Origin of the sequence: Leptolyngbya sp. KIOST-1, assembly GCF_000763385.1 — a bacterium.
Taxonomy (GTDB): Bacteria; Cyanobacteriota; Cyanobacteriia; order Phormidesmidales; family Phormidesmidaceae; genus Nodosilinea.
Map to the genome: position 1 here is coordinate 2,195,320 of NZ_JQFA01000002.1, position 14,984 is coordinate 2,210,303.

Consider the following 14,984-nt stretch of genomic DNA (forward strand, 5'->3'; position numbering starts at 1 on the left):
TCGTCATCTACCCAGAACCTATGTTTGCTCTACGCCGCTGGTGGACACGTCATGCCCTCAAGGCGGGAATGGTTACTCTGGCCGTTTCCTCAGCTTGGCTTTTGCGGGCCAGTGATGGTGCCTTGATCTACGAAGCCTACAACTGGCTAACCCGACCCCTGCAGCCGGGACTGAGCCGGGAACAACAGTTTGAGAACAGCTACATTCTTGAGCTACAGCAGCGGATTGTGGAGCTGGAGAACCAGAACCGCTCTCTGCAAACCATGGCGGACTATGAAGCCGCTGCTGTCTCCGAGGGAATCCGCGCCGCCGTGATCGGTCGGTCGGCCGACCACTGGTGGCAACAAATAGTGCTCAACCGCGGCAGCCGCCAGGGCGTTGCGGTGGGGCATGTGGTGACGGGGCCAGGCGGGCTGATTGGCCGCGTCATTGCTGTGTCTCCCAATACCTCGCGAGTGCTGCTGATCAGCGATCCCACCAGTCGGGTAGGGGCTAAGGTCAGCCGCAGTCGGGCTATGGGGGTGGTGCGGGGCCAGTCCAACAACCGGGTCGTGATCGAGTTTTTTGAGAAATTGCCCGACGTTAACACTGGCGATGTCATTGTCACCTCCTCCTACAGCCGCCTGTTTCCCAGGGACATTCCCATCGGGCGGATCGAGTCGATCGATTTGACCAAAAGTCCGGCCCCCGAGGCGGTCATTCAGCTATCGTCGCCACTGCCCATTTTGGAGTGGGCCATTGTGTATCCCTTTGAACCTCAGGAAGTGGTGGATGCTCCCGTGCTGCCGGGCACTCTGCCTGAAAATGGCACTATTCCAGACAATACTGACGAGGCCAGCCCATGACCTCAGTCGTTCGTGTCTCCTCCCGGCCGCTGTGGAAACAGCCCTGGGTTATCAACAGTGCAGTGACGACAGCGTCGGTGCTGGTCTGTCTGCTGTTGCTGCCCAGTCGCATACCAGGAATGGAACTGCTGGGAGTTGCTCCCCACTGGCTGTTGATCTGGGTGGTGGCCTGGAGCATCAAGCGCACCCAGTGGCAGGGGGCTGTGGCCGGGCTGGTGCTGGGCCTGCTGCAGGATGCGATGACCTCGCCCCACCCCACCCATACCCTGAGCCTGATTGTGGTGGGCGTGCTGACGGCGCGGCTGCAAAAGCAGCGCTACCTGCAGGAAGACATTGTGTCGGTGGCGCTGATTGTCTTTGCGATGGCGGTGATTGCTGAAACGGTGCTGGCCCTGCAAATTAGCCTTGATCAACTCCTGTCGGTTGACTCGCTCTATCCGCCCCTGGGGGGGATCTGGCTCTACCATCAGCGGATCGCCCTGAGTTCGGCGATTCTGAGCAGTCTGTGGGCCCCAGCGCTGTACTATCCCCTCAACCGCTGGTGGGATCGGTACCCGTCGGAACCCTAGGAGCTGTTATCCAGAGTCTCTGATGGCCTAGGAACCAAATCGCAGCCCCAAAAGAACTGTCGACTAACCTCGCTGGCGGGCTAGGATGGTCCGCTGCTGAAGCTTTTGGCAGGCCGTCCAGAGGTCGGGCAGCAGGTGGGTGGGGCGGAAGCTCTGGAGGTAGCTGCTGCTGCGGATGCCGCAGGTGACGGCAACGGTGTCGATGCCGAGGGTTTGACCGGCCATGATGTCGGCCTCGGTGTCGCCAACCATCCAGGCGTGGCGCAAGTCGTAGCCCTGGCGGCGCTGGGTAGCGATCGCGGCCCGGAGCCGCTCGACCTTGTGACTGGCCTGGTTGGTGTAGGCGGCATCTACCCTGGGCATGCCGTAGAGATCGCTGATCGCCCAGTGCAGATCGTGCTGATTTAGAAACTGCATCACCTGGTCGGGGGGGCGCAGGGTGACCAGCACCACCCGGACGCCACACTGGCGCAGCAACTCCAGCCCAGCCCGCGCCTGGGGTTGTACCCGATCGCGATCGAGCAGGGTGGCATGGTTGACAATGCAGCTCACCTGGGTCAGAAAGGCATCGATATGTCCCGCCTCCAGGCCCGACCAGTGGGCAATCTGGCGATCGGGTACCCGGTTCTGCTTAAACGTCCAAAACTGAGCTTTTGACAGGTAGCGAATGGCAACCTCGGTGCCCTGGAGCTGAGCCTGGGCCTGCACCCACTCCAACCCTTGGCGGTAGGTGGCGTAGTAGCGCTCAGAAACGTCGGCAATGGGACCGTCAAAATCGCAAAAAATGGTTGTTGCAGACATAGGCTCCAGCATCTCCCTACCGGTCAAGCCGGCCCAGTTACATATCACCGAACAGTTCAATTAATAAGCATTGTTAATGCTTTCTTTACAAACCTCAAAGCTTATTTACTTTAGCAACCCAACTTCAAAATGACTACTGCACAAACTCGGATGGGTGCAGGTCACAACTCTAATGGCTTGCATTCAACTGGATGAGAAGGCTCTCATCGAACTTTCACGGGTTGTTTAGAACGCCTGTCCATACTGAAAGATGGAGAAATAGGCTAAAAGACCTCAAAAAGCTAGAAATAGAAAGAATTCAAGGCTTTTAGGAACTTTTTTCCGAGCTTTCTGCTCTTTATGGCTTAACTTGAGGCTTTTTGGTTTGATCGAGGAGGCTATTTTGCGCGTAAGGCACCGCACTCAGAATTTGATCGCTCCTCCGACACCTGATTTGGCTGGGCTGGCGATCGCAGCGCCTGCTCGAGGCCGCGATCGCAGCGCTGGTTCTGCGGTCCCACGACGGCGATCGCGCATTGTGTTGTATTCCCACGACACTATGGGTCTGGGCCACAAGCGGCGCAACCTGCTGATTGCTCAGGCCCTGGGTCGGGCCGATCTGGAGGCCGATATTCTGCTGATTAGCGGTATGGGTGAGGCCAACGCGATGCCCTTACCCAGCGGTATTGACACGCTAACCCTGCCCGCCCTCTCCAAGCGGGCCGACGGTCAGTACCAGGCCCGACGGCTCAGCCTGGAGCTGAAGGAGATTGTCAGGCTGCGATCGCAGCTGATTCTAGCCACCGTCAAAAACTTTCGTCCCGACCTGCTGATAGTAGACAACGTGCCGCGGGGGGCCATACGTGAACTCGACGCCACGCTGGACTACGTTCGACGGCATTTGCCCACCCGCTGCGTTTTGGGCCTGCGCGATGTGCTGGACACCCCGGCTACGGTGCGCCGCGACTGGCACCGGGCCGAGAATATGGCGGCCATTCGCCGCTACTACGACACGGTGTGGATCTACGGTGACCCCTCGATCTACGACCTGCGCCGGGAGTACGGCTTTCCCGCCGACATTGTCGCCAAAATGCGGCCTCTGGGCTACCTGGACCCCCGAGTGCGGGCCTCAACGGCGATCGCCCACAGCCAGATACAGCAGCTGGGTCTGCCCGACACCGATGATCTGATTCTGTGTCAGGTCGGCGGTGGCCAGGACGGTGCGGCCCTGGCCACCGCCTTTGCCCAAGCGATCTTTCCCGCCGCCACCACAGGTGTTTTGCTAATGGGCCCGTTTATGCCCCCTGAGGCCCAGCGGCAGCTGCGCACCCTGGCCCAGGACAATCCCCGGCTGCGCCTGGTTGACCACCTGGCCGAGCCCACGCTGCTGCTCGCCCAGGCCAGCCGGGTTGTCGCGATGGGTGGCTACAACACCACCTGCGAAATTCTGGCTTACCAAAAGCATGCCCTGGTGGTGCCGCGCGTTAGCCCCCGCCAGGAACAGTGGATTCGCGCCGACCGCCTCCACCGCCACGGCCTCATCGACGTGCTGCACCCCGCCGATCTCAGCCCTGATTGCATCACCCAATGGCTGCACCAGCCTGTGGCCTCGGACAGTCCGCCGCCCATCAACCTCAGCGGCCTCGACAACCTGGTGGTGGAACTGCAAAAGCTGCTGGCGGTGGGCGCGATGCCCGATTCTCAGGCCTGCTGACGCTGGGACAGATCCCAGGGTCCTGTCCCAGCCAATCCCAAAACCGTAGCCAAGAGGCTAAGAACTCTGGGATCTTGACCCACTGCAACGATGCTTTGAAGGCTCGAATTCCTGGCAAAGCGGTGCATTGTGCCTCCAGAACCGAAACCCCAGTGGAATGGTGCATTGCGGCTCCGAGACAGAGACCTGGGGGAATTGCGCAAATTGATGAGCCGCGAATGCACCCTACTACTCACTTCACCCATCAACCCGCCCACCCATCAACCCGCTCACCCATCAACCCGCCTACTCACCTACCCGCCCACCCATCCACCCGCCTACTCACCTACCCGCCCACCCATCAACCCGCCCACCCATCCACCTACCCGCCTACCCCATGCCCATCGCCTACGTCGTCAAACGCTACCCCCGCTACTCCGAGACCTTCATCGTCAACGAGATCCTCGCCCACGAGGCAGCAGGCACCGAGGTTCACATCTTTGCCCTGCGGCCCCCGGTGGACACCCACTTTCAGGACAAAATTTCCCGCGTGCGTGCCCCGGTCACCTACCTGCGCAAACCCGCCCAGGGGCGCAGCAATCCGTCGATCGCCACGCTGACGCCCAACTCGGCCACCTACTTCTGGTCGGAGCTGAAGGAGGCGGCGAAGGTGTTCACCGACCTGTGGGAGAAGCTCAACTACGCCGCCAATGAGCGCTCCAGCGTGGTGTACCAGGCGGCGTGGCTGGCCCAGGAGATTCGGCAGCGGGGGATTACCCACCTGCACGCCCACTTTGGCAGTGTGGCCACCAGCGTGGCGCGGCTGGCGGCTCACTTTGCCGGGGTGCCCTACAGCTTTACCGCCCACGCCAAGGACATTTTTCACGAGTCGGTGGAGCCGGAGGATCTGCGGCGTAAGCTGCGGGATGCGGCCTCGGTGGTAACGGTGAGCGACTACAACCTGGCCTACCTGCGGCGGCAGTTTGGGGCCGATGCGGGCCGGGTGCGGCGGATCTACAACGGCATGGATCTCTCGGAGCTGCGGTTTCGCTCTCCGGCGGGGCGATCGCCCACCATTCTCTCGGTCTGTCGCCTGGTGGAAAAGAAAGGCATCACCCACCTGATCGACGCCTGTGCCCGGCTGCGCCAGCGGGGGGTGGCGTTTAGCTGCCAGATTGTGGGCACCGGACCGCTAGAGGGGGCGCTGCGATCGCAGATCCAATCCCTCCATCTGGACGACTGGGTTGAAATCCTTGGCCCGCGCCCCCAGCAAGAAGTCTTCGCCCTGATGGAGAAAGCGGCGGTGTTTGCGGCTCCCTATGTGATTGGGGCCGACGGCAACCGCGACGGGCTGCCCACCTGCCTGCTGGAGGCGATGGCCCTGGGCACCCCCTGCGTGGCCACCGATGTGACGGGCATTCCCGAGGTGGTGCGCGACGGCGAGACGGGGCTGCTGGTGGGGCAGGGGGACAGCGAGGGGCTGGCCGATGCAATCCAGCGGTTGTTGAAGCATGCGGAGCTGCGGGAGCGGCTGGCGGCGGGGGCGCGATCGCTGATTGAGGCCGAGTTTGACATTGCCCGCAATGCCGCCGAGCTGCGATCGCACTTTCAGCCCATTCCCCAGCTTCAGGAGGTGTAACCCATGCGCGTTGCCTACGTCTGTGCCGACCCCGGCATTCCCGTCTTTGGCCACAAGGGCTGCTCGATCCACGTGCAGGAGGTGATTCGCGCCCTGCGAAATCAGGGGGCCACGGTGGAGCTGTTTGCCGTGCGCTGGGGCGGCGATCCGCCCGTGGATCTGGTCGATATTCCTCGGTATCCGCTGCCCCCGGTGCCCAAGGGCGACCTGGCCCAGCGAGAACGGGTCGCCCTGGCGATCAACGCCGACCTGCGGACTGAGCTGGCGCTGGCGGCCCCCTTTGATCTGATCTACGAGCGCTACTCGCTGTGGAGCTACAGCGCCATGGAGTTTGCCCAGGCCGAGGGCATTCCGGGTCTGCTGGAGGTGAATGCCCCCCTGATTGAGGAGCAGGCCCAGCACCGGGGGCTGGTGTATGCCGATGGGGCGGCGCAGGTGGCGAAACGGGCCTTTGGGGCGGCGAGGGCGATCGTGGCGGTGTCGGAGGAGGTGAAGCAGTACCTCAGCCGGTGGGTCGCGGGCGATCGCGTGACGGTGATTCCCAACGGGGTCAACCCCCGTCGGTTTTGCAATCGCCCCACCCTGGTCAATGCCTCTAACACCTTCACCGTTGGGTTTGTCGGTTCCCTGAAGCCCTGGCACGGTCTGACCCACCTGGTCAACGCCTTTGACCAACTCCATCGGCGGGTGCCCACCGCCCGGCTGCTGATCGTGGGCGACGGCCCAGAGCGAGAAGCCCTGGAGGCCGATCTGTCGCGGCGGCAGCTTCAGGCGGTGACCCGGCTGACGGGAGCGGTGCCGCCGGAGCAGATCCCGACTCTGCTGGCGCAGATGGATGTGGCGGTAGCCCCCTACCCGGCCAGCACCGACTTCTACTTTTCGCCGCTGAAGGTGGTGGAGTACATGGCGGCGGGGTTGCCGGTGGTGGTGAGCGACATTGGCCAACTGCGGCACCTGGTGGTACCCAACGTGACGGGGGTGCTGTGCCCACCGGGGGATGATGGGGCGCTGGCGGCGGCGCTGGAGTGGCTGTGGCGATCGCCCGATCGCCGCCAAGCTCTCGGTCGTGCCGCCCGGCAGCACATTCTGGCTCACCACACCTGGGATGGGGTGGCGGGGCAGATTCTGGCGATCGCCCAGGCCCATTCCGCCACCCACCCCCAACCTGTAGGGCGCATATCGCTAGGGCGAGGCTGACGCCAAAGCGAAGCAATGCACCGCTGATCTGGTGGGAAGCCAGAGTTAACGCCGGGGCCATTTCGCTGGCCCCGGACCCCCGTCGAGCAGGACGTTCCGTCGTCCTGCACCTCACGGAAAGGAGGTATCGATCATCGGTTTAAACCTCTGTACTGCCAATGGGCCTGTAGGCAGCCTTGGCCTGGGTGCCATTGATTAATCTCTCACCACTTCCTACCCCCTACCCCCTTACTCCCTCCCTATGGATCGCACTGCCTCCCTCACCCAAGCTGTCCCTGGCCTGTGGCAATTTGGCCACTACTTCTGGCCGATCATTCGTCCCCAGTGGCCGTTGCTAGCGGTGTCTGCTCTGGCGCTGCTGGCGGATGTGGGTCTGCGGGTGCTGGAGCCCTGGCCGATGAAGGTGATTTTTGACTACGTGCTGGTGCCAACGCGGGGGGAGAACCCCGTGCGGCTGGCTCCCCTGGCTGGGTGGGATCCGGCGGTGCTGCTGGCGGGGGCGGTGGTGGCGATGGTGGCGCTGACGGGGCTGCGGGCGGTGGCGACCTATTGGAATACGGTGAGTCTGGCGATCGCCAGCAGCCGGGTGATGACCCAAATTCGCAACCAGCTCTACCGCCACCTGCAGCGGCTTTCCCTGGGCTACCACAGCCAGGCCCGCAGCGGCGACCTGATCGTGCGGGTCAGCGGCGACGCCAGCCGCATGCAGGAGGTGCTGATCACCGCGGCGCTGCCCCTGGTGTCAAGCCTGCTGACCCTGGTGGGCATGGTGGCGGTGATGATCTGGCTGGATTGGCGGCTGGCGCTGCTGTCCACCGTTACATTCCCCTTGTTTTGGCTGGCGGCGACCCGGTTCAGCCAGCGCATTCGCCGGGCCTCGCTCCAGCAGCGCCAGCGGGAGGGGGCGGTGGCGGCCACGGCGGCGGAGTCGCTGGCGGCGATCAAGCTGGTGCAGGCGCTGTCGCTGGAGGACGCCTTTGCCGACACGTTTGCGGAGCAAAACCAGCGCAGCCTGGGCGAGGTGGTGGAAACCAAGCGCCTGGCCGCCCACCTGGAGCGCACGGTGGATGTGGTGATCGCCCTGGGCACGGCCCTGGTGTTGTGGGCAGGGGCGCAGCTGGTGATTCGCGATGCTCTTTCGCCGGGGGATGTGCTGGTGTTTTTGAGCTACCTGAAGAACGCCTTTAAGCCCGTGCAGAACTTCGCCAAGTACACCGGACGGCTGGCCAAGGCGGCGGCCTCGGGGGAGCGGATTCTGAATGTGATGCAGACGGAGCCGGAGGTGCGCGATCGCCCCACCGCCCGCCCTGCCCCCATCTTCGCCGGGGCCGTGCGCCTGGAGGATCTGTGGTTTGCCTACGAACCGGGTCACCCGGTGCTGAAGGGGCTAAATCTCTCGGTGCCGCCGGGGCAGCAGGTGGCCGTCGTCGGCCCCTCCGGCAGCGGCAAATCGACCCTGATGAGCCTGCTGCTGCGCCTCTACGACCCCACGGCTGGCCGCGTGCTGATCGACGGTCACGACCTTCGCGACGTCACCCTCGACAGCCTGCGCCCCCAGCTCAGCGTGGTGCTGCAAGAGAGCCTGCTGTTTGCCGCCACCATTCGCGAAAACATTGCCTACGGGGTGGCCGGGGTCAGCCAGGACGAAATCGAAGCCGCCGCCCACCTGGCCAACGCCCACGACTTTATTACCGCCCTGCCCCAGGGCTACGACACGGTGGTGGGCGAGCGAGGGGCCACCCTGTCGGGCGGGCAGCGGCAGCGGATTGCGATCGCCCGTGCCGCCATTCGCCAAACCCCGATTTTGATTTTGGACGAACCCACCACCGGTCTCGACAACGCCAACGAGCAGGCCGTCGTCGCCGCCCTCCGCCGACTGGCCCAGGGGCGCACCACCTTCTTAATCACCCACGATCTATCGCTGGCCACCCAGGCCGACCAGGTGATCTACCTGGAGCAGGGCCGGGCGATCGAGCAGGGCACCCACAGCGAACTGCTGGCCCGCAATGGCCCCTACGCCACCCTGTTTGCCATGCAGTCGGCCCTGCGGGATGAGTCGCCAATGGTGTCGAGGTAGGGAATTGAGCGTGCTTGATATCAAAATTCCATTTTTAGAAGAGGCCCTAGACCGGACGCAAGCCCAAAGGCAACTCCAGGGCGCGATCCCCACGCTCAAGCAGGTTACGACGGCAAACCTGGTGCGCCACAAGGTCGGTCGCCGCGCCCTGGTGGAATACCAGGCCGAAACGGCGGTTGGCCCCCTGACCCTGCTGGGCAAAATTCGCGCCAAGGGCACCGATCGCACCACCTACCAGATCCAGCAAGCCCTCTGGCACCATGGCTGGGACGCCGCCAGCGCCGACGGCTTCTCCACCCCCGAACCCCTGGGGCTGGTGCCTGACTGGCACATGATCCTCCAGCGCCGGGTACCCGGTGTGCCCCTTACCGAGCGGCTGAACGGCCCTGATGGCGTGGCCCTGATGCCCCGCGTCGCTGCCCTGGCCTACAAGCTGCACCGGACCCCCCTGCCCACCGCCAAAACCCACACCCTGGCGGATGAGCTGAAGATTTTGCGCGATCGCCTGCCTCTGGTCGCCGCCCAACACCCCCAATGGGCCGCACGGATTGCTTGGGTGCTGGATGCCTGCGATCGCCTCGCCGCCCAATTCCCCGATCCCGGGGCTGAAGTCGCCGGGCTAATAGCAAATGTCCACGCTATGGACAATCCCCGCCACCTCGCAACCCCGCAACCCTGCAACCCCACAACCACTCCCTACACCCTCATCCACCGCGACTTTTACGCCGACCAAATCCTGGTCGATGGGTCTCACCTGTGGCTAGTGGACCTCGACCTCTGCTGCCAGGGGCCGCCCGCAGTGGACATTGGCAACTTCATCGCCCACATCACCGAGCAAAGCCTGAGGGAACTGGGGGATGCGGGGGCGATGGGCGATCGCGAAGTCACTTTAAAGTCCGCCTATAGTGAGGCCTACGGCAACGCTCGCTCTGCCGATGCCCTGGGTCGCGAGATCGATCTCTACACCACCCTGACCCTGGTGCGCCACATCCACATCAGCAACCGCATTAACCGCCGTCGCCTCTTTACCGAGGCCCTACTGGCCCAGGGCGAGATGCGTTTAGAGACCCTGCTAAATCGGGAGGATTCGACCAAGCGATAAGGACAGAGGCGTTGTGAACCCAGGTATGAAATAAGCAACCGAGTCTATGGTGGGTTACGGCGGAGCAATAGGTCTATGGTTAACGTCAGGGTAGATGGGCCGCCTAACCCACCCTACGGATGCTGCCCTCTCACGGGGTCAGACGTTCGGGGCGGTGGGGAAATCTCCCCGGGGGAATAGGCGATCGCCCCCTGGAGTCGGTCTAAAATCGTACTCGGTTTGTCTTTTTATCACTGATCCTGCCTTGAAAACTCGGTCTTTTGGGGTGTTCCCGGCGGGGCTGGTGGGGTGGCGGCGGCGGTTGGCCGAGGCCAGGACTCGCATTTTACTCTGGTACCTGGTACTGATGGCGCTGTCGGGGTTGGCCTCGGTGCTGACGGTGCGGCAGTTGCTGCTGGCGCGACTGGAGGAGCGGGTGGAGCAGTCCCTCTATCAGGAGGTGGAGGAATTTCGTCAGCTCCGCAGTGGCCGCAACCCAGAAACTGGCGAGCTTTTTGGGGACGACATAGAGGCGATTTTCGATGTGTTTTTGTCGCGCAATGTGCCCCAGGATAACGAGTACCTGCTGACCCTGGTGGACGGCGAATTTTACAAGGCCAGCTCCCTGGCGCTGCCCCTGCCCCTGCGCCCAGACAGTCCCCTGATGACCCAGTGGAGCACCCTGACCCAGCCCATCCAGGACAGCCAAAACACCCTGGCGGGTACGGTGCTCTACCTGACGGAGCCGATCGCCCCGATGGGTAATCCCGCCGCCTCTACCAATGGCCTGTTTGTGGTGGCCCACCTGATCGATCGCGATCGCGCCGAGATTGACGAGGCGGTGTGGATCATTGCCCGGGTAATGCTGGTGGTGTTGGCGATCGCCTCGGCCCTGGCCTGGTTTGCGGCGGGTAAGGTACTGGCCCCCCTGCGGCTGCTGAGTCACACCGCCCGCTCTATTACTGAGGCCAACCTGACTGAGCGCATTCCCCTGGACGGGGCCACCGGAGACATTGCGGAGTTGACCCGCACCTTCAACGACATGCTCGATCGCATCGAGGCCACCTTCACCAGCCAGCGGCAGCTGCTCAACGACGTCGGTCACGAACTGCGCACGCCGATCACCATCATTCGCGGCCATCTAGAACTCATGGGCACCACCCCCGAAGAGCAGCGGGAAACCCTCGATATCGTCATTGACGAGCTGGATCGCATCAGCCGCTTCATCGACGAGCTGATGCTCTTGGCCAAGGCGGAACGGCCCGACTTTCTGTTTCCTGAGCCCATCGACCTGACGGTATTCACCGAAGAGCTATTCGCCAAAATTACCGCCCTGGGCGATCGCCAGTGGCAGCTGGAGGCGGTGGCCAATGGGCCGCTGGTGGGCGATCGCCAGCGCCTGACCGAGGCGATTGTAAATCTGGCACAGAACGCCACCCAGCACACCCGTCCGGGTGACACCATTGCCCTTGGGTCTGAGCGCCGCCAGAACCAGGTCCACCTCTGGGTGCGCGATACCGGCGAAGGCATTGATCCGGCGGATCAGGACCGCATTTTTCAGCGCTTTGTGCGGGGCCGAAGTCGCTACCGGCGCTCCGAAGGCTCTGGCCTGGGGCTGGCGATCGTGGAGGCCATAGTGCAGGCCCACGGTGGCACCATTCAGCTCACCAGCCAGCCTGAGCGCGGGGCGACCTTTACCCTGGTTCTACCCCTCAAACCGCTTCAGGAGTTCCAGCCATGAGTCGCATTCTCATCGTCGAAGACGAACCACGCATCGCCTCGTTTTTAGAAAAAGGTCTAAAGGCTCACGGCTTTGTCACCACCCACACCGAGACTGGCGAAAGCGGAATTGCAGCGGCGTTGGAGGGCGAGTTTGATCTGGTTATCCTCGACCTGGGCCTGCCCGATCGCGACGGAATGACCGTGCTAGAGGCCTTGCGAGGTCAAGGTTTTGCCAGGCCAATCATTCTGCTCACCGCCCGCGATGACCTCTACGACAAAGTGACCGGGCTGGAAGCTGGGGCCGACGACTACGTTACCAAGCCCTTTCGGTTTGAGGAACTGCTGGCTCGGATTCGCGCCCGGCTGCGATCGGTGCAAGCTGTCCCCGACCCGGCCAAAACAACCCTGAACGTAGGCGCGGTTGTGCTCGATCTAATCAGTCGCCAGGTGCAGGTGGGGGGCCAGGGCGTTGAGCTGTCGGCCCGGGAGTTTATTCTGACCGAAACCTTCATGCGCCACGCCGGGCAGGTGCTCAGCCGCGAACAGCTGCTCGACTTGGCCTGGGGCTACGGCTACGACCCCGGCTCCAACATTGTCGATGTGTACGTGGGCTACCTGCGCAAAAAACTGGGCAGCCACTGCATCGAAACCGTACGCGGCATGGGCTATCGCATGGTCCTGCCCGAAGCGATCGACATCGCTACCGCCAGCTAGATCGCTGCCAGGCCAGCGGGGGGCCAGGGTACCCGGTTTGCGGCCGCCATCCTGGGGCAGAACCCATAGGGTAGAATCTAGGCCAGCCTGTGACAGACTATCATTAAGAAAGTAGATGTAAGTAGGTTGGCAGAAGCGTTGCCCTCCCGGTGCTAACCTTCATTGAGCACGCAGACAGACAGATAAGGAGACGCCAGAGCGAATGGGAAAAGTAGTTGGCATCGACCTGGGCACGACCAACTCAGTGGTCTCTGTAATGGAGGGCGGCAAGCCGGTGGTAATTGCCAACGCCGAGGGGATGCGCACGACGCCCTCGGTGGTGGCCTTTAGCAAAGAGGGCGAGCGCCTGGTGGGCCAGATGGCCCGTCGGCAGGCGGTGCTCAACCCCCAAAATACCTTCTACGGCGTCAAGCGCTACATGGGCCGTCGCTACGCTGAGCTGGACCCTTCCTCCAAGCGGGTGCCCTACACCATTCGCCGCGATGACCTGGGCAACGTCAAAATTCGCTGTCCGCGGCTCGAAAAAGACTTTGCCCCCGAGGAAATTTCGGCCATCGTGCTGCGCAAGCTGGCGGATGAGGCCAGCCGCTACCTGGGTCAGCCGGTAACCGGGGCGGTGATCACCGTACCCGCCTACTTCAACGATGCTCAGCGTCAGGCCACCCGCAATGCCGGACGGATTGCTGGGCTGGAGGTAAAGCGCATTCTCAACGAGCCGACGGCGGCGGCGCTGGCCTACGGGCTGGACCAGGCCCAAAACGAAACCATTCTGGTGTTCGACCTGGGGGGCGGCACCTTCGACGTGTCCATTCTCGATGTGGGCGACGGCGTGTTTGAGGTGCGATCGACCTCGGGGGATACCCAGCTGGGGGGCACCAACTTCGATACCAAAATTGTCGACTGGCTGGCGGACCAGTTCCTCGAAACCGAAGGGATTGATCTGCGCAAAGATCGCCAGGCTCTCCAGCGGCTAACCGAGGCGGCAGAAAAGGCCAAGATCGAGCTGTCGGGGGTGGCCAGCACCGAGATCAGCCTGCCCTTTATCACCGCCAGTCCCGACGGCCCCAAACACATTGAGACCCGCCTCAGCCGATCGCAGTTTGAAGGCCTCTGCGGCGATCTGGTCAGCGCCCTGCGCGCCCCGCTGAAGCAGGCCCTGAGTGATGCGGGCCTGACTCCCAACGACATCGACGAGGTGGTGCTGGTGGGGGGCGGCAGCCGCATGCCTATGGTGCAGGACCTGGTGCGGGGGCTGATTGGCCTCGAACCCAGCCAGGCGGTGAATCCCGATGAAGCCGTGGCCGTGGGTGCGGCGGTGCAGGCGGGCATCATCACCCAGGAGGTGCAGGACATCATGCTGCTGGATGTCACCTCCCTGTCCCTGGGGCTGGAGACCATCGGCGGTGTGATGAAGAAGGTAATTCCCCGCAACACCACGATTCCGGTGCGGCGCTCCGACATTTTCTCCACCTCCGAGAACAACCAGACCTCGGTAGAAGTCCACGTACTCCAGGGGGAGCGCGAGATGGGGGCCGACAACAAGTCCCTGGGCCGCTTCAAGCTGATGGGCATTCCCCCCGCGCCGCGCGGCGTGCCCCAGGTGCTGGTGTCCTTTGATATCGACGCCAACGGCATTTTGCAGGTGTCGGCAATGGACAAAACCACCGGGCGCGAGCAGAGCCTGACGGTGCAGGGGGCATCCAACCTGGAAGAGGGCGAAGTGCAGCGCATGATCCGTGAGGCGGAGGAATTTGCCGAGACCGATCGCCTCCAGCGGGAGCGGGTGGAGAAGCGCAACCGGGCCGAGGCGCTCACCTTCCAGGCGGAGCGGCTGCTGCGGGAGGTAGCCCTCGACTTTGGCATGCAGTTTGCCCGCGATCGCCGTCGCCGCATTGAGGGACTGGTGCAGGAACTGCGTGACTACCTGGAGCAGAGCGACGAGCGCGGCATTGATATTGCCCAGGCCGAACTTCAGGACGAACTGTACGACCTCAACCGCGAGGCCTACCTGTACGAAGCCGATGACGCTCCCGAAGGCGGTATTTTGGGGCAGATCGGCAGCACCCTGAAAAAAACCTTTGCCTTTGACGACGACCTGGATGCCCGGCCCAGCTATGGCTACCAGGGGTCGCCGTCCTGGGGCAACTGGGACGACGACTGGGACTACGACAACCGAGGTGGAGCGGGCGGACAGCGCTACGACAGCCCCGCCTACGACAACCGTGCCTACGGCACCACCGGCTACAGCGGGCAGGGCTACAACAACCAGGGGTATGGCAGTCAGGGCTACAACAGCCAGGGCTACACCGATCCGGGCTATGGCGGTCAGGGCTATGGCTATGGTGATAGGGGTGGGGCCGATCGCGGTTACGGCAGCCCTGGCTACGGTAGCTCTGGCTACGATGCGGGCCGCTCCCCCGAGCCCGGTCGTTCCCAGCCCCCCGCTTCAGACTATGGCCGCCAGGGCTATGGTCAACAGGACTACGGTCAGCAGGACTACGGTCAACAGGGCTACGGTCAACAGGGCTACGGGAGCCAAAACTACGATCGCCAGGACTACAGATCGCCAGGCGAATCGCCCCGCTACGATCAGTCGGACTATGGCCGTCAGGACTACGGCGGCCAGGACTATGGCCGTCAGGACTATGGTCAGCCAGGCTACGACCA

The 14,984-nt window shown here is 63.1% G+C and carries 10 protein-coding genes and 1 pseudogene; 10 read left to right on the forward strand and 1 reads right to left on the reverse strand.

The genetic code is table 11. The features are described 5' to 3' along the window. Positions 1–20: 20 nt before the first annotated feature. Positions 21–845: a rod shape-determining protein MreC gene (gene mreC / locus NF78_RS09730; RefSeq protein WP_052050054.1), complete on the forward strand. Its 825-nt coding sequence runs from the start codon at positions 21–23 to the stop codon at positions 843–845. Further along, positions 842–1,414, forward strand: a complete 573-nt coding sequence (gene mreD, locus NF78_RS09735) for a rod shape-determining protein MreD (protein ID WP_072016035.1) — start codon at positions 842–844, stop codon at positions 1,412–1,414. The genes mreC and mreD overlap by 4 nt, the downstream gene beginning before the upstream one ends. 63 nt (positions 1,415–1,477) lie before the next feature. Here the strand turns inward: mreD and NF78_RS09740 are convergent, their stop codons facing one another. Then, positions 1,478–2,215 carry an HAD family hydrolase gene (locus NF78_RS09740; protein ID WP_197064806.1) on the reverse strand — a complete coding sequence of 246 codons (738 nt, stop codon included), beginning with the start codon at positions 2,213–2,215 and terminating at the stop codon, positions 1,478–1,480. Positions 2,216–2,597: 382 nt separating this feature from the next. On the opposite strand from NF78_RS09740, the gene NF78_RS09745 reads away from it, so the two are divergent. The 8 genes and pseudogenes from NF78_RS09745 to dnaK form a co-directional block, all read left to right on the forward strand. Further along, complete coding sequence (locus NF78_RS09745; protein WP_156119716.1) at positions 2,598–3,908, forward strand: glycosyltransferase family protein; 1,311 nt, start codon at positions 2,598–2,600, stop codon at positions 3,906–3,908. Between the two features lie 376 nt (positions 3,909–4,284). Then, positions 4,285–5,526, forward strand: coding sequence for a glycosyltransferase (locus NF78_RS09750; RefSeq protein WP_035985950.1), 1,242 nt, complete (start codon positions 4,285–4,287; stop codon positions 5,524–5,526). A 3-nt stretch (positions 5,527–5,529) separates the two neighbouring features. After that, positions 5,530–6,723 (forward strand): glycosyltransferase family 4 protein, encoded by a 1,194-nt coding sequence (locus NF78_RS09755; RefSeq protein ID WP_035985951.1) that lies wholly within the window; start codon positions 5,530–5,532, stop codon positions 6,721–6,723. A gap of 241 nt (positions 6,724–6,964) precedes the next feature. Further along, entirely contained in the window at positions 6,965–8,800 is a 1,836-nt protein-coding gene (locus NF78_RS09760; RefSeq protein ID WP_035985952.1) for an ABC transporter ATP-binding protein, read from the forward strand. Between the two features lie 10 nt (positions 8,801–8,810). Beyond that, positions 8,811–9,902, forward strand: a complete 1,092-nt coding sequence (locus tag NF78_RS09765) for a phosphotransferase family protein (RefSeq protein WP_197064807.1) — start codon at positions 8,811–8,813, stop codon at positions 9,900–9,902. Positions 9,903–10,146: 244 nt separating this feature from the next. Then, positions 10,147–11,622 (forward strand): ATP-binding protein, encoded by a 1,476-nt coding sequence (locus NF78_RS09770; RefSeq protein ID WP_225885270.1) that lies wholly within the window; start codon positions 10,147–10,149, stop codon positions 11,620–11,622. After that, the gene (locus NF78_RS09775; protein WP_035985955.1) at positions 11,619–12,317 is read left to right on the forward strand and encodes a response regulator transcription factor; all 699 of its coding nucleotides are present in this window, start codon (positions 11,619–11,621) and stop codon (positions 12,315–12,317) included. The genes NF78_RS09770 and NF78_RS09775 overlap by 4 nt, the downstream gene beginning before the upstream one ends. A 202-nt stretch (positions 12,318–12,519) precedes the next feature. Further along, a pseudogene (gene dnaK, locus NF78_RS09780) lies at positions 12,520–14,421 on the forward strand (molecular chaperone DnaK); the annotation flags it as partial. Positions 14,422–14,984 lie beyond the last annotated feature (563 nt).